This is a genomic window from Streptomyces sp. Ag109_G2-15 (assembly GCF_900215565.1).
GTDB classification, from domain to species: domain Bacteria; phylum Actinomycetota; class Actinomycetes; order Streptomycetales; family Streptomycetaceae; genus Streptomyces; species Streptomyces diastatochromogenes.
The window spans coordinates 189,625-209,727 of sequence record NZ_OCNI01000001.1 but is presented as its reverse complement, the minus strand read 5'-3'; the positions used below and the strand labels follow the sequence as shown (position 1 = coordinate 209,727).

The window sequence follows — 20,103 nt, the reverse complement described above, 5'->3', positions numbered from 1 at the left end:
CCCTCTACCCCTGCGCCGCGTGCCGGCCGCCCCTGCGCCGGCCCCTGCCCCGACGGGTGCGCAGGGTCGCCGGGAACACCAGACCGCCGAGCAGGCCGAGTGCGAGGACGTACGGCCACCAGCCGAACCCGTCGGCCGCGGTGTTCGCGGTCCGGGTGGCCACGGAACTCGGACCGGCGGCGGCATTGACGTGGGCGCCGGGGGCGCGGCTCGCGCCGGTCGCGGTCAGGACGACGTCGTTGCCGTCGCCGCCGTTGTAGCGGATCCGGTAGTCGGTGTCGGCGAGCTTGAGCTTGGCGCCCTCCGGCAGACCGTCGAAGGCGCCCGTGGTCCGGGAGCGGCTGCCGTGCTCGACGACGGTGATCTCGGGCGCCGGGTCGGTCCCGGCGGCGGACATGTCGAAGGACCCGGCCAGACGCAGCCCGCCCGTCACCTTCAACGGCCGCTCCCGCAGCACCAGTTCGCCCTTCGCGTGCTGCGTGTAGTCCCCGGCCACCGTCAGACCGCCGGTCACCAGGCCGTCGTTGGTCACGGCACCCCGCACTGTGCCCTTGCCGGAGAGCGAGGTGGCCACCCGCAGCCCCGAGGTGCCCGCGTCGAGCCGCGCGCCCGCCGATGTGAGTCTGATCGCCCTGCTGTGCAGCAGGGTCGCCCCGGAGCGCAGGGCCAGCGTGCCCTTCGTCACGGTCGTCGTCCCGGTGTACGTCACCGCGTCGCCCGTGAGCGTGGTCGTCGCGGCGCCCGACTGGACCAGCGCGCCGCTCCCGCCGACCTGGGCCAGCCGCACGGGGGTCGAGACGTTCCGTACGAACAGGGTCCCGTCGTTCACGATCCGCCGGCCCGCCGTCCCCGTCATCAGGGAGCCGTCGCCGCCCTTCGTGCCTGAGCCCAGCCGCAGCACCGCGCCCTTCCCGACGGTCGTCGAGCCGTCGTAGTACTGCGCGGCCGCGAAGGTCACGTCGTTCCCGCGCGTCCCCGCGATCACCACGTCCCCGGCGCCGGGCGCGGCGAGCGTGTCGTGGTACCTGCCGCCGCCGATGGGGGCGCCCAGCGTCACCGGGCCGTTGTAGTCGAAGGTCAGCCGGGACCGCCGACCGCTTGCGGCATGCAGATTGATGTACACGGTGTCCCGCGTACCCGGCATGAAGATCCGGTGCGTGGTCCCGTCGCCCCACCGCACATCGGCACCCTCGATGTTCGTACCCCGCTTGTTCAACTGGTGCGGAACGGCTCGCCAGTTCAGGGCCGGGACGCTGAGCGAGGGGTGGGTGTCGCCGCCCCGGTCGCTGTAGCTGTACTGCCCGGTGAGCACCACCTTGCTGCCCGGCCGGGTGTGGACGTTGATGTCGCTGCCGTACTCCCGCTGGTAGAAGTCCTGCCGCAGGGTGATCGTCTGGTAAAGCGGGGTGTCGATGATCCACGAGCCCTGGTTGAGGATCGCCCGGGCCCGCGGCAGCGCCACCGGGAACTCGGGGCGGCCCACGGCCATCCCGGTGCCGTTGTCGATGACCCCGGAGAAGGGGTGGGTGCCGGCGAGGTCGAGGGTGCCCCACATGTTGCGGGGCTGGGTGACCAGGCCCGAGCCACTGATGGTGCCGATGTTGAAGGTGCGGGTCAGGGACAGACGGAGGGTGCCGTCGACGCGGACGTTGAGCTGGTTCAGCTGATAGCCGGGGGTGTTGTAGGGGAAGTGGCCGATCAGGCCGGTGCCGCCGCCGGTGCCGTACTGCAGGGTGGCCCCGCGTTCGACCGTGATCGCGGGCGGGTCGGGGTTGGTCACGGTGGTGTACGGGTGGTTGCCGCCCTGGGTGCGCACGACCTGCCGTTGCCGGGACTTCGGCAGGGTGAAGTCGCTGTCCTTGGTGAGGATCAGCGTGCCGCCGCCGCGCACGGTGAGCGTGCCCTCGCCGTGGAAGACGCCGTCGTACGTGGTCGTCCCGGACGGGACGGTGACCACCGCGTCTCCGGTGAGCGTCACGTCCCGCCCCGCGAGGACGTCGGCGGTGACGTCCTGGGTGCCGGCCGCGGCGGAAGGGGAGGGAGCGCCGATCGTGAAGGCGACCGCCGCGAGGGCGCCTACGGCCGCTGCTGTCCTGTGGGTTTGGGTGCGCACGACTGGGAGACGTGCGGACCTGCCGACGGATAACAGAAAATCGGACCCCGTTAGAAATCGCTTACCCCCTTGTCCGTCAGACCCGTTGACCTCCTGGTTGCTCACCCTTACCTTTTCGGCGTTCGGAATGGCAGATGGCGTTCGTGATATCGAACTCCTCGCTTTCCCCACCGAGAGGCAATCCGCATGAGCCGCGACCCCCACCCCCTTCCCCAGCCGCCCACCCGCCGCCTGCTGTTGAAGGGCGCCGCGGCCGCCGGCGCCCTGGCGGCCACCTCCGCGAGCCCCGCACTCGCGTCCCCGACCTCGTCCACCTCCCGCGAGACGGCCCCCTTCGTGAACCCCCTCGTCCTTCAGCGAGCCGACCCCCACATCACCCGCCACACCGACGGCCGGTACTACTTCACCGCGACCGCCCCCGAGTACGACCGCATCATCCTGCACCGCTCCCGCACCCTGAACGGGCTTTCCACGGGCGCCGAGTCGGTCATCTGGCGGGCGCACGCCACCGGTCCGATGGGCGCGCACATCTGGGCGCCGGAGCTGCACCGGATCGGCGGCAAGTGGTACATCTACTTCGCCTCCGCGCCCGCCGAGGACGTGTGGGCGATCCGCATCTGGGTGCTGGAGAACGCCAACCCCGACCCCTTCCAGGGAACTTGGGTGGAGAGGGGGCAGGTCAAGACGGCCTGGGAGACCTTCTCCCTGGACGCCACCACCTTCAAGCACCGCGGCACCCGCTACCTCGTCTGGGCCCAGCACGAGCCCGGCATGGACAACAACACCGCGCTGTGGATATCGAGGATGGCCAACCCCTGGACGCTCACCGGACCCCAAGTCCGGCTGTCCACACCAGAGTTCGACTGGGAGTGCGTCGGCTACAAGGTCAACGAGGGCCCGTACGTCCTCCAGCGCCACGGCCGCGTCTTCCTCACCTACTCGGCCAGCGCCACCGACCACCACTACTGCATGGGCCTGCTCACCGCCGACGCCGGCAGCGACCTGATGAACGCGGCGAGCTGGTCCAAGTCCCCGACCCCGGTCTTCACCAGCAACGACACGACGAAGCAGTACGGGCCCGGCCACAACTGCTTCACCGTCGCCGAGGACGGGCACAGCGACGTCCTCGTCTACCACGCCCGCCAGTACAAGGAGATCACCGGCGACCCGCTGCACGACCCCAACCGCCACACCCGCATCCAGAAGCTCGGCTGGAAGCCGGACGGCACCCCTGACTTCGGCAGCCCGGTCGCCGACACGGTCAAGGAGAGTGTGTGAAATGAGACGCGCGTACGCCATCCTGCTCGCCCTGTGCTGTGCGCTCGCCGCGGCCCTGGCGACCGCCGGACCCGCCCAGGCGGCACCGCAGACGATCACCAACGGCACCCAGTTCACGGACACTTCGGGCAACCCCGTGCACGCGCACGGCGGCGGGGTCGTCAAGGTCGGCTCCTACTACTACTGGTTCGGCGAGGACCGCAACTCCGACAACACCTTCCGCTCCGTGGACGCCTACCGCTCCACCGACCTGAAGAGCTGGGAGTTCCGCGGCCACGTCCTGTCCCAGTCCTCCGCCACCGAGCTGGCCACCGCCTACATCGAGCGCCCCAAGGTCATCTACAACGCGTCCACCGGCAAGTTCGTCATGTGGATGCACAAGGAGAACGGCGTCGACTACAGCGAGGCCCGCGCCGCCGTCGCCGTCTCCGACACCGTCGACGGCTCCTACACCTACCAGGGCAGCTTCCGGCCGCTCGGCCAGTACATGTCCCGCGACCTGACCACCTTCGTCGACACCGACGGCACCGCCTACATGGTCTCGGCCGCGAACGAGAACTACGACCTGCACATCTACAGGCTGACCGCCGACTACACCGGCATCGAGAGCCGGCTCGCCAACCCCTGGCCCGGCGGCCACCGCGAGGCACCGGCCCTCTTCAAGCGGGGCGGCGTGTACTTCATGCTGACTTCGGGCGCCACCGGCTGGAACCCCAACCAGCAGCAGTACGCCACCGCCACGTCCCTCGCCGGTCCCTGGACCGCGTGGACGAACATCGGCGACACCACCGCCTACGGCTCCCAGACCGCCTACGTCCTTCCCGTGCAGGGCAGTTCGGGCACCTCGTACCTGTACATGGGCGACCGCTGGGGCAACTCCTTCGGCGGCACGGTCAACGACTCCCGGTACGTGTGGCTGCCGCTCACCTTCCCGACCTCCACCTCGATGTCCATGTCCTGGTCCCCGGAGGTCACGGTCGACACCGCCGCCGGCACGGTCACCGGCACGAGCGCCACGTACAACACCCTGGTCGCACGGCACAGCTCCAAGTGCGCCGACGTACCGAGCCAGTCCCTCTGGCAGGGCGTCGCGATCAGCCAGTACACCTGCAACGGCGGCGCCAACCAGAAGTGGTGGTTCAAGGACCTGGGCAACGGCTACTACGAGCTGATGGGCCGGGGCAGCTCCCTGTGCCTGCAGGAGAACGCCTCCGACGTCGCCCAGGAGAACTGCACCGGCGCCACCACCCAGCAGTGGTCGCTCGTCACCTCCGGCTCGTACGTGAACCTCAAGGCCCGCGCGAGCGGCGAGTGCCTGGACGTGTCCGGCGCGTCCACCGCCAACTCCGCCGCGATCATCACGTACACCTGCAACGGTGGGACCAACCAGCAGTGGACGCGGGGTAGTTGAGCGCCACCGCAGTCCGCGTCCCTGAAATCACTTCGCCCGTGCTCGCCTCGTCCGGTACGGTCGCGGGAGTTCCCAGGCTGAGAGCAGGTTTCTTCATGGCATGTCGTATCGGTGAGCTTGTGCTCGGTTGCCGCGACCCCGAACTGTTGGCGCAGTTCTGGTGCGAGGTCCTGGGCTACGTCGTGGTCGGCCGCGAGGAGGGCTGCGTGGAGATCGGGACGCCGGAAGGGTTCGGCGGTCCGCAGCCCACGATCTTCTTCAGCGTCCGGGACGAGCCGGAGCCGGGGAAGTCCCGGCTGCACATCGACGTCAACCCCACCGACCGCGACCAGGACGCCGAGCTCGAACGCCTCCTGAAGCTCGGTGCCCGCCGGGCCGACATCGGCCAGACCGGGGACGAGCAGTGGCATGTCCTGGCCGACCCCGAGGGCAATGAGTTCTGCCTGCTCAAGGCCCGCATCAAGCCGCTCTGAAGTTCGTGAGGTCTCCGGCGGAGGGTTCATCGACCAAGAAGAACCTGAACACCGGAGACCTCGTGGCCACCCTCACTCCTGCGTCGCCTTCAGCGCCGAGAGGGTCAAGGTCAATATCTCCCCGATCGTTTCCGCTTCCATGACGCCTTCCTCGTCCAGAACGACGCCGAAGCACCGCTCGATGACGCCCACGGCTTCGAGCACCGTCAGTGAGTCGGCCGCGATCTCCACCAGAGGCACGTCCAGCTCCAGCTCCACTTCACGCTGCCTGACCTCCATCTGCTGTGCGAAGATCGCGACCACTTCGTCCCGCACCTCACGCTCGTACGGATTCAGCAGCGACCGCTGCCGCGACGCGAGGACCCAGAGGGCGTGCACCTCGGGCAGGACCTCCTGAGGCGACGTGCCCGGAGCGCGCGCCGCGAGGATCTCGACCAGCGCGTCGACGGTGTCCCACGGCGGAAGCCGCGGCTCCGTGAAGGCGTCGTGCAGGCGGGTACGGGAGATCCGCTTCTGCAGCAGGCGGTGCATGATCTCCAGACTCGGCTGCCCCGCGATCAGATGCAGTGCGTGGAGGGCGTCGTTGAGATCGCGCAACCGGCCTGCCGGCAGAGACGGCTTCTTGAACTGACCCGGAACACCCACCCTGTTCCCCCGTCCGGTTGTGTCGGCTGCCGTAGGAATTCGTCCGTACGGCCGCCGGGTGGGACGACAGTAATGCACATGAGCGTCACTCACATCCTGGCCGCCCTCGGAGGACTCAGTGTGATCCTCGCGGCGGCATCCCGTCTTCCCGAAGCAGCCGCAGACGTGCTCCGCGGCTGCGTCGGCCTCGTCCGCGCCGTCCACGAACTACGGGCCGCCTGGCGTCAGCCCGACCCTGAGGGTGACACTTCTGACCGAGCCGGCTGACGGGATCACCGGCTCGCCGTCAGGCCAGCAGATCGATCGCGTCGATCGCCGTGCCCGCGCTGAGATAACCCGTCGTCCCCGAACCGCTCACCACGTTGATCTTCAGCACGTTGTACTGGCTGGTGTCCGTCAGCCAGGCGCTCGCCGGGATGCTGTAGGTGAACGTGTAGTTGTTGCCCCGATAGGAGCCCACGGTCAGGGACCGGGTGCTCGGCTGGGTGGGCGGGGAGGGGATCGCCGAGGTCCAGGTGTCGTTGACGGTGATCTGCGGCCGGCCGTTGGCGTAGGCCGTCGTCACGCCGATCCGCAGGGTGTGCGCGGCGGCGGCCTGGGCCGCGGTCAGCTTGAAGTAGACCAGCAGACCGCTGTTCACGTCCTTCCAGAGGTAGGCGGGGAAGGCGGAGGTCTCGCTGCCGCTGCCGATCACCACGTTGCCGGTCCAGGAGGCGGCCCGTACGTCGGACGGATGCGCGTACGTCATCAGGTCCGCGTTCTTGAAGCCGCTCGGGGTGCCGTTCCAGTCACCGATCCGCCAGATGGCCGTGGCGTTGCCCGGATCGTTGGAGGACGGGATCGTGAGGGTGTTGAGGGTGGTCGTCGCGCCCGCCGAGACGGTCACCGAGCCTGTGTAGACGGCGAGTTCACCCTTGAAGACGGTCAGGGTGTACGTCCCCGGCAGCACCCCCGCGATGGAGAAGTAGCCGTCCGAGGCGCGCGCCGAACCCCAGTACTGCGCCGCCGAGTTGGCCAGCCCGACCGTGTACGCGTACGCCGTGTTCCGCCCGGAGATCCCGACGCCCGCCACCCGGCCCCGCCCGCTCGCGCCGACGTACCCGGAGATGCCGAGCGAGTCGGCCCACGAGGTGGTGAGGTTCGCGTGATACAGCGAGGAGGAGGGCGCCCCGCCGTCCGTGAAGGCGATGACGTACGGCCCCTGGAGGCCGAAGCGCTGGTCCTCCGTCTGGTTCTCGCCGTAGTACAGGATCTCGTACAGGCCGCCGCCGTCCGCGCTCTGGTGGCGCAGCAGCGAGCGGTAGAACGGGCCGCCGGAGGCCTTCTCGTGGTTGCTGCGCACGATCCACAGGCCGACGCTGCCGGTCGTCCAGCCGATGTAGTCGTAGTCGATGACCCGGAGCTTCGAGTAGTGCTTGGACCGGGTCTGCCCGTCGGACTTCGCGAACACGTCCGAGGCCTCGATGGTGCTGGTCGTGTACGTGTAGGAGTCCGGCTCGTCGTTGAGGAACAGCCCCGCCTTGACGCGCACGATGTAGCGGGTCGCGGAGACGGAGGTGTCCGCCTTGTTGGTCCACAGGTAGACGTTGTTCTCGCCGCTGCGGGCCGCGTAGTAATGCCTGAGGGTGCCGTACGCGACCGAGATCAGGATCGTCGAGCCGGACTGAGCGATCGTCACGGCCGAGGTGCCGAGACCGGATTCGACGTGCGAGTTCCTGCCGCCGTAGCCCTGGTACTCGGTGCCCTTGTAGACCAGAGAGGTCAGGTCGCCGTTGGTCTTGCTGACCTTGAAGACGAGGTTCGCGCCGGTGTCGACGACGTAGTCGGAGCCGTCGTCCGACCAGCCGAAGCCGGCGGCCGAGGCGGCCGGGGCGAGCGGGCCGGCGAGGGCCGCGGACCCGGCGGCGGCCGCGGCGCCGAGCACGAAGGTACGGCGTCCGACCGAACTGCTCTCAGATGCGGACATGGGGGTGCCTCCTTCGGAAGCGGGTGGGGGTGCGGGTGTTGGCAGGGTGGCAGTTGAACCGATTTCGCGAAAGGGCTTTCGCTTGCGGAAGGTTGGCAGCCTTGTGAAATCACTCCAGGGGCTAGAAAGCGCTTGCCAAAGGCGGTACGGTCCAGCCGCCACCTTGTCGGCGTGACGGAGGAGCCCCGAGTGAGACGTTTCAGCACCGCCCTGCTGGCGGCGGTCACCCTGAGCGGCGCGCTGTCGGCCGTACCCGCGCAGGCGCACGACCGGCAGCCGCCCCTCGGTATCGACCACTGCACCGCGACCGCCTGCCACTTCGACGTCCCGCCCGGCACGTACGACGTCCGGGTGACCCTCGGCGGCGAGGCGGCGTCGAGCACGAGCATCGGCGGCGAGACCCGCCGCTCCCTGCTCCCGGAGACCGCCGTCGACGCCGGCGAGCAGGTCACGCGCAGCTTCACCGTGAACGTCCGCACCCCCGAGGGCGAACCGACCGGCCCCGACGGCACCCCCGGCCTCGACCTCACCCTCGGCGGCTCCGCACCCGCCCTCGCCGGCATCCGGGTCACCCCGGCCCGGCACGCCCGGCAGATCATCCTGATCGGCGACTCCACGGTCTGCGACCAGCCCGGCGACCCGTACTCCGGCTGGGGCCAGCAGCTCCCGCAGTACCTGCGCAGGGGACTGTCCGTCGCCAACTACGCGGACTCCGGGGAGAGTACGGTCACCTACCTGCAGAACCCGCAGCTGTGGGCCACCGTCCAGCCACTGATCCGGCCCGGCGACCTCGTCCTCGTGCAGCTCGCCCACAACGACAAGACCACCGACGAGGCGACCTACCGGGCGAACCTGGAGACCCTGGTGGCGGGCATCCGGGACCGGGGCGGCGAGCCGGTGCTCGTGACCCCGATCGTGCGCCGCTGGTTCAACGCCGACGGCACCCTGAACAACAACACCGCCCTGCTGGTCAACGGCCTCGGCGTCGACCACCCGGCCGTCATCCGCTCCGTCGCCGCAGCGGAGAGCGTCCCGCTGATCGACCTCACGGCAAAGACGAAGGCGCTGGTGGAGTCGCTCGGCGTCGAGGGCTCCAAGGCGCTCTACCTCTACAACGAGAAGCGGGACAACACGCACACCTCCGTGCACGGCGCCACCGTCTACGCGGGGCTGGTCCGCGACGAACTCCTCGCCCAGCATCTGGTGCCGGAGGGCAGAGTGCGGGTGGGATGAACTCCTGGGGCGCCTCGACCGGAACCGGGGCGTCCCAGGACCGCCCAAAGCGGGGCGCGCGCCCTAGGCTTGCCGGTCGCCGGTCGCCGGTCGCCGGTCGCCGGTCGCCGGTCGCCGGTCGCCGGTCGCCGGTCGCCGGTCGCCGGTCGCCGGGTCGCCGGTAGACGGTCGCCAGTAGACGGTAGACGGAAGCCCCAGGGCCACCGGACCCGAGCGTCCCGGGCCCGTCAGGAAAGGAAAGCCACCCGCCGTGATCGAACTGCCCGCCGACGACCGCTCCGCGAGCCCGTACACCGGCTACACCCGCGCCCACTGGGAGGCCGCCGCCGACGCCCTGCTCGCCGCCGTCGAGCCCTACGCCACCGCCGACCGCGCCCTCTACCACCTCCCCGGCGACCACGTGAGCCACGCGGGCCACCTCTCCGACGGCCTTGAGGGCTACGCCCGGACCCTGCTGCTGGCCGCCTTCCGCCGGGACGAGACCGCGCTCGGCCGCTACGCCGAGGGCCTCGCGACCGGCCCCGGCGGAGTCTGGCCCGAGATCGCCGACCGCAGCCAGCCGCTCGTCGAGGCCGCCTCCATCGCCCTCGCCCTGCGGCTGACCCGCCCCCTGCTGTGGGACCGCCTGGACCAGCCGGTGCGCGAGCGGACGGCGGCCTGGCTGGCGGACGCGCTGACCGCCGAACCCTGGCCCTGCAACTGGGAGTTGTTCCCGGTCACCGTCGGCGGCTTCCTCGCGGAGATCGGCCACGCGCCCGAGGCGGCCCGCAAGGCGATCGACCGCGGCCTCGCGCGCATCGAGGACTGGTACGTCGGCGACGGCTGGTACACCGACGGCGACGGCCGCAAGTACGACTACTACAACGGCTGGGCCATGCACCTCTACCCGGTGCTGCACGCCTGGCTGGCCGACGACGCCGAGCTGCTGGAGCTGTACGGCGCCCGGCTCGAACGGCATCTCTCCGACTACGCCCGCCTGTTCGGCGGCGACGGCGCACCCCTGCACCAGGGCCGCTCGCTGACGTACCGTTTCGCGACCACGGCCCCGCTGTGGCTGGGCGCGCTCACGGGTCGTACGCCACTGGCGGCCGGTGAGACCCGGCGGCTGGCCTCCGGAGCGCTCAGGTACTTCCTGGACCGGGGCGCCGTGGACTCCCACGGGCTGCTGACCCTCGGCTGGCACGGCCCGGACGAGTCCGTCCTGCAGACCTACTCGGGGCCGGCGTCCCCGTACTGGGCGAGCAAGGGCTTCCTGGGGCTCCTGCTGCCCCCGGACCACGAGGTGTGGACGGCCGCCGAGGAACCGGGCCCGGCGGAGCGCGCCGACGCGGTGACGCCGATCGCGGGTCCCAACTGGCTGCTGCAGTCGACCCGTTCGGACGGCGTGGTCCGCCTCCACAACCACGGCAGCGAGGACGTCCGCTACGACCCGTACTACACGCGTTTCGCGTACTCCACGGTCACCCGGCCTCTCGGGTCGCCGCCCGACAACATCGTCATGGTCGACGGCGACCCGATCCGCACGGGCATCGTGCCACTGGGCGTGGGGAAGGACTGGGCGGCCTCCCGGTACACGGTGGGCTCCGGGGCGGAGGTGACCAGCCTTGTCGTGGCCGACGGCGCGGTGGAGGTGCGGGCCCATCTGGTGGCCGGGGCGGACCCCGGCACCGAGGTGCACATCACCGGCTGGGTGCCGTGGGAGGACGAGCAGGCCGAACTCGTCCCGGTCCACGGCCTGTCGGACGGCTTCGCCCCCTCCGGCACGACCGGCGCCACCCCCACCCTGTTCGTGGCCCTCGTCCGCCTCACCGCGGAACCCGACCCCCTGCCCCTCCGGGACCTGGTGACCGTGGAAGTGCGGGGCGACTACGACCTGAGCGTCCGCTGGGCCTCGGGAGAGGTCAGGCAGTTCCGGTTCACGGCTTCAGACGGGCGATCCGCAGGGTCGTCGTGGTCGGTGACGCCCCGGTGATCGGGGTGGCGTAGGACGGGGTGACGGGCGCGTAGGCCCAGGTGAGGGAGCCGTCCTTGAGGACCGCGATGTCACCGGTGATCCGCGCGCCCACCACCTTGTCGGCGCTCACGAACTTGCCGTTCCAGTCGACGAGTCGGAGGTGGGTGCCCGTGAAGGTGCCGGTGCAGGTGCCCGCCGAGCACTTGGCGTTCTTCAGGGACTCCCAGGACAGCAGCAGCTTGTCCTTGCCGTACGGGGCGAGGTGCACGTTGACGTGCTCGGTGCCCTTGGTGTTCGACAGGTAGATCGCCTTGCCGGGACCGGAGTTGCGGTTCTTGAGGAAGGCGATGGCCACCTGGCGGGTGCTGGTCTTGGGGGTGACCGTCCAGCCGCGGCCGCTGGAGTCGTCCGGGTTCTTCTTGGCGGAGGCGGCGCCCCGGGAGGCGAAGGCGGTCGCGTAGCGCCCGGAGGCGGACTTCACCAGGTCACCGGTGCGGCTCGGGAACGTACCCCCGCAGTACCCCGCCCAGCACTGCTCACGCTGCACCACCGGAGCCTCGTCCGGGGCGCCGATGCCGGTGGAGACGAACAGCCCCGAGCGCCAGTCGTCGAAGCAGAGGGAGGTGAACGCGCCGGAGGCCTCGGCGTGCAGCGCGATGCCCTCGTTGTGGCTGCAGCCCCAGCTCCAACCGCCGCTGAGCTTGGTGCCCTTGGCGCTGATGTACGACAGCTTGTCGCCGTAGTGTCCGTCCGCGAAGCCGCCCGCGCCGTGGACGACGAAGTAGGCGCCGTACTTGGTGCCGTTCCAGGTGAGCTGGCCGTCCAGGGTCGGGGCGGTGTCGTGCGAGGCGGTGCCGGTGAGCTTGGTGCGCCAGGCCTGCTTGCCGCCGGTGTAGCGGACGATGGCGGCGGCCGTCTCGTTCCACTTGTTGCTGTCGGAGACCCGGGTGAGGAGCGCGAAGCCGTCGTTGTGGGCGACCAGGCCGCCGACCTCCTTGGTGCCCTTGACGACCGTGTCCGCGCCGGAGCGGCTGCCGGCCGCCGTGAGCGGGGTGACGTGGACGCCGTCCGCGGCCGGCCAGGCGACCCGTAGGGTGCCGTTCGGGGCGACCGCGGTGGCCGTGCGGTTCCACTCGCGGGTGTTGTTGTAACCCGCGGACAGGTAGGGGTACTTGGCGCTCAGGTTCACGGCGGTGCTGGTCACCGTGAGGTCGGGGGAGCTGGTCGTCGCCGCCCCGGCGGTCGCGTACCACGCCCCGGCGAGCACCCCGGCCGCCGCCAGGGCACCGATCGCGGGCTTGCGGGCCACCCGGACCCGGCGGTGGCGTGTCGTGCGTCGTGCAGATGTCATGGCCTCTGGTCGCCGCCGGATCGGGAAAGGTTGCCAAACTCGTTTTCCATTTCTGGGGGCGACCACCAGAATCCGATGCATGACTTCCAAGATCCGGCACGTGACGATCGACTGCGCCGACGCCTACGCCCTCGGCAGCTTCTGGTCCCAGGTCCTGGGCCAGCCCCTGCACGAGGACGACAATCCGGGGGATCCGGAGGCTCTGATCGAGGCCGCCGGCCTGCTCTTCGTGACCGTGCCGGAACCCAAGACCGTCAAGAACCGCGTCCACGTGGACCTCCAGCCGCAGGACCGCACCCGTGACGAGGAGGTCGAGCGGCTGCTCGCCCTCGGCGCCACCCTGGTCGACGACCACCGCAAGCCCGACGGCACCGGCTGGGCGCTCCTCGCCGACCCCGAGGGCAACGAGTTCTGTGTGGAGCGCAGCGCGGCGGAGCGCGGGGAGTGAGGCCAGGGGCTCGCTCCGACCGTTCGCTGACGGAAACCAGGTGGGGGCTCGGCTTACTACCTGGGTAAGGTCGGGCAATGCCCGAGCTGAAGCGGCTGCATGCCGGTCATGCCCCGGCGGTCCTGGCCTTCGAGCTGGCGAACCGCGCCTACTTCGCTGCCTCGGTCTCCGACCGCGGCGACGACTTCTTCGACCAGTTCGCCGACCGGTACCACGCCTTGCTGGCCGAGCAGGAGGCCGGCATCTGTGTCTTCTACGTGCTCGTGGCCGAAGACGGCTCGGTACTCGGCAGGTTCAATCTGGTCGACATCGAGGACCATACTGCGGAACTCGGCTACCGGGTCGCGCAGCACGTCGCCGGCCGCGGCGTGGCGACCGCGACCGTCCGGGAGCTGTGTCGGCTGGCGGCGGCCCGGCATGGGCTGCGCACACTGCGGGCGGCGACCGCCCGCCAGAATGTCGCGTCCCAGCAGGTGCTGGCCAAGGCCGGGTTCGTCCCCGTCGGGCCCGCCGACCCGGCCCACCTCGGCGGTAAGCCAGGGACCTGGTATCAGCGCGACCTGGTGCTCCAGCCGTACGGTGCGATCTTGCCGGGGGCCGGCTGAGGCAAGCATGGATCTTCTGTGTGGAGCGCAGCGCGGGGAGGAGGACCCGGGACAGCTGGTCCGCACAGTTCGGCCGGCGCCGAAACGACCCGCGCCTACCGTGGGCGTATGACCGCAGAGCCTGCCGTGACAGCCTTCGCCGCACTCCACCACCGCCCCGGCGAGCCGCTGCTCCTGCCCAACGCCTGGGACCACGCCTCGGCCGCCGCCCTAGCGGCTCGCGGCTTCCCCGCGATCGGCACGACCAGTCTCGCCGTGGCGGCGGCTGTCGGACTGCCCGACGGCGAGGCGGCGACCCGCGACCACACCCTGCGCCTCGCCCTCACCCTCGGCTCGGAGCCGTACCTGCTCTCCGTCGACGCCGAGGACGGCTTCTCCGACGATCCCGACGAAGTCGCCGAACTGGCACACCAGTTGTGGGCCGTCGGGGTCGTCGGCATCAACTTGGAGGACGGGCTCGGGCCGGCCGCCCGGCACGCCGCGAAGATCGCCGCGGTGAAGGCGGCCGTGCCCGGCCTGTTCGTCAACGCCCGTACGGACACGTACTGGCTGGGCGACGGCGACGAGACGGACACCCTGCGCCGCCTCGACGCCTACCAACAGGCGGGCTCCGACGGGGTGTTCGTGCCTGGACTGACCGATCCGGCCCGGATCGACGCCCTCGTCCGGCGCGTCGACGCCCCGCTCAACATCCTGTACTCGCCCGCCGGCCCCACCGTGCCCCGGCTCGCCGACCTCGGCGTCCGCCGCGTCAGCCTCGGCTCGCTGCTCTACCGGCGGGCGCTGGGCGCGGCCCTGGACGCGGTGTCGGACATCGCCGCCGGGCGGGTGCCGGGCGGTACGACACCTTCCTACGACGAGGTGCGTGCGCTGGAGAGGAGTGTTTCGGCGAGGACGTCGGCGAACTCCACGGGGTGATCCAGGGTGCCGAGATGCCCGCCCGGGAACTCCATCAACCGGCTGCCGAAGAGGTCGGCGAGCAACTCGCCGGTGCTGTAGAGGAGTTGTCCGCGTGAGTCGGCGCCGACCGCGACGGTGAGACGGTGCTCGGGGGCGGTGAGGGAGGGAAGGTGGGCGGAGAACGGGCGCAGGACGTGGGCGAGGAAGACGCCCATCGGGGTTGCGTCGGCGCCCTCGGCGGGCGGCCGTCCGGGTCCGTCCAGTTGCCCGATCAGCTCCTCCCGCCGCTCCCGGCCGTCCGGCAGTACCGTCACGCACGGCGGCTCGTGCGCCACCACATGCGCCAGCCGCCGCGGGTGCCGTGCGAGCAGGTCGAGGACGGCGATGCCGCCGGAGCTGGTCCCGAACACGTACGCCTGCTCGTCCGGGGGCAGCACCGTCTCCAGTACCCGGTGCGCCCCCTCGCTCCAGTCCGCCGGCCGCTGGTCCGGGACCGGCAGGCCGAGCCGGCCGTGGGCGAGGCCCAGCGGGTCGTACGTCACCACGGTGAAGCGCTGCGCCAGCCGCTCGGTGAGCGGTCCGAGCCCCATGGGGTGCCCGGCGCCGCCCGGCACGAGCAGTAGGACGGGACCGCTGCCCGTGACGTCGTAGGAGTCGTAGGACAGGGACTCAGTCATCGTTCTTCCGCTCCCGGGGCCAGTGGCTGAGGGCGAGGTGCAGGGCTTCGACCGCCTTGTCCCAGGAGGCCTGCACGTCGCGGGCCGCGCCGAAGCCGCCCGTGGACTCCAGGGCGCAGTAGCCGTGGAAGGTGCTGCGCAGCAGACGGACCGCGTCCGTCAGATCCGGCTCGTCCAGGCCGTAGGCGCGCAGCATGCCGTAGGTGATCTCGGCCGTGCGGCGCATGGCGGGGGAGTCGGCGATCAGGGCCTGCTCGATGCGGATCTGGGTGGCCGCGTACCGGCCCGGGTGGTCGAGCGCGTACGCCCGGTACGCGCCCGCGAACGCGGCCAGCGCGTCCTGCCCGGCCCGGCCCGCCACGGCCGCCGCGATCCGGTCGATCAGCTCGCCGCCCGCGTGCAGGGCGAGCCGGGTGCGCAGGTCGTTCAGGTTGCGGACGTGCGAGTACAGACTCGCGTCCTTCACCCCGAAGCGCCGGGCCAGCGCGGACAGGCTGACGTTCTCGAAGCCCGCCTCGTCGGCGAGGTCGGCGGCGGCCGCGACCAGTCGGTCGACGGTGAGTCCCGCACGGGCCATCTGACACCTCCTCCTTGGTCACCTAGGGGCAATCCTAGGGGCTCTAGGTTCAAGGTGTCACTCAGGCGCCGCAGCGCCTGCCGCCGGCGGCGGCCAACTGCACGTCCTCCGCCCGCACGCGCAGCGCATGGCGGGACGTGTCCTCGCCCCGGGCCGGGTCCGGGTCCCAGAGCCAGACGGTGTCACCGCTCGCCTGGAAGACGAGGACCGGGTGGGTCGTCGGTACCGGCCCGTTGATGACGGGAATCTTCGGATTGAGCGGTGCTACGCAGACGAGTTCGCCCCGGATGCCGAAGTACGCGGCGGGGTAGCGCTTGCCGGCGGTGGCGTCCGCGATCGTTCGGTCGGCGGCCTGGTCCACACCGGTCAGCGCCTCGATCGCCACGGACAGGACCGCGACCAGCACCATCAACGGCAGGACCCATCGGACGAGCCCGCTCGCCCCCGTCTGGAGGTTGAAGTGACGGGCCCAGCCGCCCAGCGCGACCAGCACCAGCGAACACGCCACGGCCAGTCCGAGCGGCCGCAGCGCCACGGCGTACTGCCAGTAGAAGGCCACATGCACCGAGTCGGCCGGGATCCCGAAGCGCTCCTCCAGGTACATGGAGTGCAGATACGACCCGGCCCACGGCAGCACGAACGGCAGCGGAGCCGCGAGTACGGGCAGGAACCACTGCATGTTGCGGCTGAACCAGGACTCGCTCAGGGCGTACCACAGGCCGAAGACCGTGAAGCCGATGAGCAAGGTGAGGAGAATCCCGGCGAACTGTCTGGACAGTCCCCCCGGCTGGGAGTCCCCCCAGATGAACCCGAAGGCGGTCAGGCCCCAGACCAGGGCCACGCCGATCCCGAGCCGGACGAGCCACGGCCGGGGCTCGTTGGCGGACACCCACGTACCCACCGGCCAGCACATACCGAGCGGCCAGGCCAGTGCCAGGAACCGCCAGGGCGTGGTCGACGCCCCAAGGGTGATCCCGCACGCGAGACTCACGAGTACGACCACACCGATGACGGCGAACTGCAGCGCCTTACGGTGTCGATCCGTCGATCCGTCGCGGGGCCGGGGACCGATCGCCCTACGGATGTCGTGCGCATCGGGGTCGAACGGCGCGCCGCCGAGGTTCCGCCCGCTCAACTCGGCGAGCGCGCGGTCGCGTTGCTCTTCGGTGTGCTCGCCACGCAGATGCAGCGTATGGCGTACGTCCCACCCGCCGACGGCTATCCAGTGCTCGGCGAGCCACCGCAGAGCGGGGCTCGCACCGTCCGGCACCTTGTGATGGACGTGGTACGTCGTGTTCGGCTCGGCGGGCTTGGGCCGTACGAGCTTGGCCTCGCGCACCCACACGTCCAGCTTCCGCCGGGCGGCGAGTGTCGTCACCTGCTCGGCGGCCATCGACCTGGCCGTCAAGCGGGAGCCCCGGAGCGGAACTTCGACGATCAGCCCGGAGTATCCGTCGTCCGCGCTGACCGCGTCGCCGTCCCGCGCCGGGCGAACCCGCCATCCCTGAGCGGCGAACACGCCCTCCGCCAGCTCCAGTTCGTCACGGTCGTCACGTACTTCGACGACCAGCCGCACCCGGCGGTTGAAAGGCTCCGACCTCACCCGCGGTCGCGGGCGGCGAACGCCAGGAACTCCGTCCAGGAGGCCGGGGTGAGGGCGAGCTGGGGGCCGGTGGTGTTCTTGGAGTCGCGGACGTGGATGGTGGTGGGGCAGGTGGCGACTTCGATGCATTGGCCGGAGTCGTCGCCGCTGTAGCTGCTCTTGAACCAGACCAGTTCGGTTGTGCTCATAGCGCTCCTCGCATCCGCTGCAGCAGGCTCCTGGAATCCTCGGGGGTCAGAGCCTGTGAGCGAAGTTTCGCATACCGCATGTGGAGTGCGCTGATCTTCTTTGCGTCAGTGATGAACTGGCTGTTCTCCTGTCCCTCGCAGTAGGCGAAGCACTCGTTCTCCGGCGTTTCCAGCAGCCGGATGGGACCGTCCATACTGGCGTGGGCGCCGCGCGCCATCGGCAACACCTGGCACTCCACGTTGCGCGGCTCCGTCGCCTCCAGGACGTGTTCGATCTGCTCGCGCACGACCTTCACGCCGCCGGTCTGACGCAGGAGCACATGCTCCTCGATGATGAAACTGAAGGCTGTGTTGGGGCGCTCCCTCAGCAGCGACTGGCGTGCCAGCCGTGCCGTGATTTGAGCCTCGATCTCGGAGTCGCTGAGCATGGGGACGCGTTCGCTGAAGATCGAGCGCCCATACGCCTCCGTCTGCAACAACCCCGGCACCAGCCGGTTCTCGAACGTGTACAGACTGATCGCCTGCTCCTCCAGCTCCGCCCACTGTCGGAACCATGAAGCGAGCCCCTTCTCCCTCGTCGCATGCCTGTACACCCCCCTCAACACACCGAACGCGTCCAGGACTTCCTCCGCCCGCTCCACGAACACCCGGGGCGGAAACCGCCGCCCCTGCTCGATGGAAGCGATCGTCCCCGGCTGGTACCCGACCAGCGGCGCGTACTGCTCCTGCGTGTAACCCGCCCGCCTGCGAAAGGCCTTGTGTGCCGCGCCGAACGCCTTCAGGCTGTCGGACGGCTCGGGCTCGTTGGTGGTCTGCTCGATGCTGATGGTGCTGTCGGTCATGTCGACCAAGGGTCACGGAACGTCACGGTGACTGTCCAGAGCGTGAACTCGTACAGTGCGCAGCGTACGAGTTCTGTCGCTGGCCGACTCCCGTGTCAGGCGGGACGGTTGGGGCATGCAACGTACGTTCACCCAGCTCTTCAGCGCGACACCGCACGGCGCCCGGCGGGCGCGGCAACTGGTGGCGAACCGGATGGATGTATGGGGGTTCGCACACGGGAGCAAGGTGAGCGACACCGTCACGCTCGTCGCCGCCGAACTCGCCGCGAACGCCGTACGACACGGTCGGGTCCGGGGGCGCGGCTTCCGCGTGCGGCTGTTACTGGAGGGGGACGTCGTGCGCGTCGAGGTGCTGGACGCGCGCGTGGAACGGCTCCCCATGCGGGCGCAGGGGGAGCCGGACGAGGGTGGGCGCGGGCTGCTGATGGTCGAGGCGTTGGCGGAGAAGTGGGGCGTGGAACTCCGCCCGGACGGCGTGCACAAGACAGTCTGGGCGGACGTCCCGCTCAGCTGATCGGCGCGTACAGCACCCCGAGCTTGTCGATCTCGTCGCCGGAGCGGCCGGTGAAGCCGACGATCTGCCAGCCGGACGGCGCGGTGAAGGTGACGGTGTCCGTGGTCGCCGTACCGGCGGACAGGGTGTGTCCCTTGTCGGTGCCGAAGGCGGCCGAGAAGATCCGGGTACGGCCGTCCTTCTGGCCCTCCGTCAGCTTCACCGAGGTGAGGTGCTCACCGGAGGCCAGGGTCAGGGAGGTCGCCGTACCGCCCGTGCCGCCGTGGCCGAGGACCGTGCCGCCGTCGTGGGTGAGGGAGACCGCGTCCAGGCGGGCGTCGCCGCGCAGGGTGAGCGTGCGGGGGGCGAGGGTGGCCGGGAGGTCGTCGGCGTCGTTGAAGGCCGTGCCGTGCGGGCCGCCGAGGAAGTCGCTCGCGCGGAGCTTCGTGTTGAGGGTGTACGAGAAGTCGACGGTGTGCGGGAAGTGGTCGGAGAGGTTCCCGCCGGACGAGTCCAGGAATTTCGCCCACTCGTCGTTGTACCGGGTGGCCGTCAGGTTCACCAGGTTGCTGCCGCGGTAGAGGACCTTGTCGACCACCTCGCAGTCGTTCGTCGGGGCCGACGTCGGGCAGAGCAACGGGTCGGCGCCCTGCGTGGGAGCCGTACCGCCCTTCACCAGCTTCACCCACGCGTCGGTCAGCCCGTTGTCGTCGACGAGCGTGCGGATGTTGTCGCCGGCGCGGGTGTAGCGGGTGTTGGTGTCGCCCATGACGATCACGGCGTTGCCCGCCGAGTTGGCCTTGATGAAGGCAGACACCTGGGCGATGTTGGCGCGGCGGGCGGCGAGGGCGTCGTCGGTGTCGTCGGCGTTGGGGTGCAGGTTGTACAGGTCGACGAAGACACCCTCGGCCAGGCGCACCCGGGTCAGCGTGAAGCCCTTCGGGGTCAGGCAGTTGGTGCCGGTGCAGTTGTTCCACTTGACCCTCTCGAAGTCCTCGAAGGGGTACTTCGAGAGGGTGTTGAGACCGTCGCCGATGCCCGCGCCGCCGCTGGTGGCCGTGCGGTACGGGTGGTTGTCGCCCGCGTACAGCGCCGCGTGGTAGTTGAAGTCCTCCTGGACGTTCACGATGTCGTAGCCCGCCAACCGCGGTGAGATCAGCGGGGTGTTGGTGGCCGGATGACTGGAGCTGAGCCCCTCCGGGAGGCCGGCCACGTTGTACGTGAGCACGTTGAACGTGCCGGAGGTCGCGGCCTGGGCGGTGCCGGTGGAGGCGGTGAGTCCGGCGATGGCCAGGGCGCCCGCCGCGAGGGCGGTGAGGAGTCGTCTCATGGGTCGCATGGGCACC

19 protein-coding genes are annotated in these 20,103 nt (G+C 70.4%); 9 read left to right on the top strand and 10 right to left on the bottom strand.

The genetic code is table 11. The annotated features are described in order from the left end of the window. Positions 1-4 precede the first annotated feature (4 nt). The gene (locus CRP49_RS00870) at positions 5-2,113 is read right to left on the bottom strand and encodes an autotransporter (protein WP_097251687.1); all 2,109 of its coding nucleotides are present in this window, start codon (positions 2,111-2,113) and stop codon (positions 5-7) included. Between the two features lie 186 nt (positions 2,114-2,299). Here CRP49_RS00870 and CRP49_RS00865 point away from each other — a divergent pair, with 186 nt between their 5' ends. The 3 genes from CRP49_RS00865 to CRP49_RS00855 all read left to right on the top strand — a co-directional run bounded on the left by CRP49_RS00865 (position 2,300) and on the right by CRP49_RS00855 (position 5,275). Continuing rightward, entirely contained in the window at positions 2,300-3,391 is a 1,092-nt protein-coding gene (locus CRP49_RS00865) for a family 43 glycosylhydrolase (RefSeq protein WP_097251686.1), read from the top strand. Between the two features lies 1 nt (position 3,392). After that, positions 3,393-4,802 (top strand): RICIN domain-containing protein, encoded by a 1,410-nt coding sequence (locus CRP49_RS00860; RefSeq protein WP_097251685.1) that lies wholly within the window; start codon positions 3,393-3,395, stop codon positions 4,800-4,802. Positions 4,803-4,897: 95 nt separating this feature from the next. Then, positions 4,898-5,275, top strand: a complete 378-nt coding sequence (locus tag CRP49_RS00855; RefSeq protein ID WP_054228059.1) for a VOC family protein — start codon at positions 4,898-4,900, stop codon at positions 5,273-5,275. A gap of 72 nt (positions 5,276-5,347) precedes the next feature. Here the strand turns inward: CRP49_RS00855 and CRP49_RS00850 are convergent, their stop codons facing one another. Further along, a complete protein-coding gene (locus CRP49_RS00850) occupies positions 5,348-6,124 on the bottom strand; it encodes an acyl carrier protein (RefSeq protein WP_143669941.1) in 777 nt (258 codons plus the stop codon). A gap of 82 nt (positions 6,125-6,206) precedes the next feature. After that, positions 6,207-7,886, bottom strand: coding sequence for a rhamnogalacturonan lyase B N-terminal domain-containing protein (locus tag CRP49_RS00845; RefSeq protein ID WP_097251683.1), 1,680 nt, complete (start codon positions 7,884-7,886; stop codon positions 6,207-6,209). A gap of 189 nt (positions 7,887-8,075) precedes the next feature. On the opposite strand from CRP49_RS00845, the gene CRP49_RS00840 reads away from it, so the two are divergent. Further along, positions 8,076-9,119, top strand: coding sequence for a rhamnogalacturonan acetylesterase (locus tag CRP49_RS00840; RefSeq protein ID WP_097251682.1), 1,044 nt, complete (start codon positions 8,076-8,078; stop codon positions 9,117-9,119). 253 nt (positions 9,120-9,372) lie between these two features. Beyond that, positions 9,373-11,091 carry a DUF2264 domain-containing protein gene (locus CRP49_RS00830; RefSeq protein ID WP_179851866.1) on the top strand — a complete coding sequence of 573 codons (1,719 nt, stop codon included), beginning with the start codon at positions 9,373-9,375 and terminating at the stop codon, positions 11,089-11,091. Here CRP49_RS00830 and CRP49_RS00825 read toward each other — a convergent pair. Next, entirely contained in the window at positions 11,036-12,424 is a 1,389-nt protein-coding gene (locus CRP49_RS00825) for a hypothetical protein (RefSeq protein ID WP_097251680.1), read from the bottom strand. The two genes, CRP49_RS00830 and CRP49_RS00825, sit on opposite strands and share 56 nt — an antisense overlap. A gap of 79 nt (positions 12,425-12,503) precedes the next feature. Here CRP49_RS00825 and CRP49_RS00820 point away from each other — a divergent pair, with 79 nt between their 5' ends. From CRP49_RS00820 to CRP49_RS00810, 3 genes are all read left to right on the top strand, one after another. Beyond that, positions 12,504-12,872: a VOC family protein gene (locus CRP49_RS00820; protein WP_097251679.1), complete on the top strand. Its 369-nt coding sequence runs from the start codon at positions 12,504-12,506 to the stop codon at positions 12,870-12,872. A gap of 77 nt (positions 12,873-12,949) precedes the next feature. Beyond that, positions 12,950-13,477, top strand: a complete 528-nt coding sequence (locus CRP49_RS00815; protein ID WP_097251678.1) for a GNAT family N-acetyltransferase — start codon at positions 12,950-12,952, stop codon at positions 13,475-13,477. Positions 13,478-13,585: 108 nt separating this feature from the next. Next, entirely contained in the window at positions 13,586-14,395 is an 810-nt protein-coding gene (locus CRP49_RS00810; RefSeq protein ID WP_097251677.1) for an isocitrate lyase/phosphoenolpyruvate mutase family protein, read from the top strand. Here the strand turns inward: CRP49_RS00810 and CRP49_RS00805 are convergent. From CRP49_RS00805 to CRP49_RS00785, 5 genes are all read right to left on the bottom strand, one after another. Next, positions 14,329-15,054, bottom strand: a complete 726-nt coding sequence (locus CRP49_RS00805; protein WP_097251676.1) for an alpha/beta fold hydrolase — start codon at positions 15,052-15,054, stop codon at positions 14,329-14,331. The genes CRP49_RS00810 and CRP49_RS00805 overlap by 67 nt on opposite strands. Then, a complete protein-coding gene (locus CRP49_RS00800; protein ID WP_097251675.1) occupies positions 15,047-15,631 on the bottom strand; it encodes a TetR/AcrR family transcriptional regulator in 585 nt (194 codons plus the stop codon). Before CRP49_RS00800 ends, CRP49_RS00805 begins: the two co-directional genes overlap by 8 nt. A gap of 61 nt (positions 15,632-15,692) precedes the next feature. Then, entirely contained in the window at positions 15,693-17,234 is a 1,542-nt protein-coding gene (locus CRP49_RS00795; protein WP_097251674.1) for a hypothetical protein, read from the bottom strand. Next, positions 17,231-17,422 (bottom strand): DUF397 domain-containing protein, encoded by a 192-nt coding sequence (locus tag CRP49_RS00790; RefSeq protein WP_097251673.1) that lies wholly within the window; start codon positions 17,420-17,422, stop codon positions 17,231-17,233. The genes CRP49_RS00795 and CRP49_RS00790 overlap by 4 nt, the downstream gene beginning before the upstream one ends. After that, positions 17,419-18,264: a helix-turn-helix transcriptional regulator gene (locus tag CRP49_RS00785; protein WP_097251672.1), complete on the bottom strand. Its 846-nt coding sequence runs from the start codon at positions 18,262-18,264 to the stop codon at positions 17,419-17,421. Before CRP49_RS00785 ends, CRP49_RS00790 begins: the two co-directional genes overlap by 4 nt. 115 nt (positions 18,265-18,379) lie before the next feature. On the opposite strand from CRP49_RS00785, the gene CRP49_RS00780 reads away from it, so the two are divergent. Beyond that, positions 18,380-18,778, top strand: coding sequence for an ATP-binding protein (locus CRP49_RS00780; RefSeq protein WP_097251671.1), 399 nt, complete (start codon positions 18,380-18,382; stop codon positions 18,776-18,778). On the opposite strand, the gene CRP49_RS00775 is transcribed toward CRP49_RS00780, so the two are convergent. Then, complete coding sequence (locus tag CRP49_RS00775; protein ID WP_097251670.1) at positions 18,771-20,087, bottom strand: jacalin-like lectin; 1,317 nt, start codon at positions 20,085-20,087, stop codon at positions 18,771-18,773. The genes CRP49_RS00780 and CRP49_RS00775 overlap by 8 nt on opposite strands. Between the last annotated feature and the right edge of the window lie 16 nt (positions 20,088-20,103).

Excerpts from the sequence above, each read along its gene's own strand:
- CRP49_RS00865 (WP_097251686.1), top strand. The coding sequence starts at position 2,300 with ATGAGCCGCGACCCCCACCCCCTTCCCCAGCCGCCCACCCGCCGCCTG.
- CRP49_RS00860 (WP_097251685.1), top strand. The coding sequence starts at position 3,393 with ATGAGACGCGCGTACGCCATCCTGCTCGCCCTGTGCTGTGCGCTCGCC.
- CRP49_RS00855 (WP_054228059.1), top strand. The coding sequence starts at position 4,898 with ATGGCATGTCGTATCGGTGAGCTTGTGCTCGGTTGCCGCGACCCCGAA.
- CRP49_RS00845 (WP_097251683.1), bottom strand. The coding sequence starts at position 7,886 with ATGTCCGCATCTGAGAGCAGTTCGGTCGGACGCCGTACCTTCGTGCTC.
- CRP49_RS00825 (WP_097251680.1), bottom strand. The coding sequence starts at position 12,424 with ATGACATCTGCACGACGCACGACACGCCACCGCCGGGTCCGGGTGGCC.
- CRP49_RS00820 (WP_097251679.1), top strand. The coding sequence starts at position 12,504 with ATGACTTCCAAGATCCGGCACGTGACGATCGACTGCGCCGACGCCTAC.
- CRP49_RS00815 (WP_097251678.1), top strand. The coding sequence starts at position 12,950 with ATGCCCGAGCTGAAGCGGCTGCATGCCGGTCATGCCCCGGCGGTCCTG.
- CRP49_RS00810 (WP_097251677.1), top strand. The coding sequence starts at position 13,586 with ATGACCGCAGAGCCTGCCGTGACAGCCTTCGCCGCACTCCACCACCGC.
- CRP49_RS00805 (WP_097251676.1), bottom strand. The coding sequence starts at position 15,054 with ATGACTGAGTCCCTGTCCTACGACTCCTACGACGTCACGGGCAGCGGT.
- CRP49_RS00800 (WP_097251675.1), bottom strand. The coding sequence starts at position 15,631 with ATGGCCCGTGCGGGACTCACCGTCGACCGACTGGTCGCGGCCGCCGCC.
- CRP49_RS00790 (WP_097251673.1), bottom strand. The coding sequence starts at position 17,422 with ATGAGCACAACCGAACTGGTCTGGTTCAAGAGCAGCTACAGCGGCGAC.
- CRP49_RS00785 (WP_097251672.1), bottom strand. The coding sequence starts at position 18,264 with ATGACCGACAGCACCATCAGCATCGAGCAGACCACCAACGAGCCCGAG.
- CRP49_RS00780 (WP_097251671.1), top strand. The coding sequence starts at position 18,380 with ATGCAACGTACGTTCACCCAGCTCTTCAGCGCGACACCGCACGGCGCC.
- CRP49_RS00775 (WP_097251670.1), bottom strand. The coding sequence starts at position 20,087 with ATGAGACGACTCCTCACCGCCCTCGCGGCGGGCGCCCTGGCCATCGCC.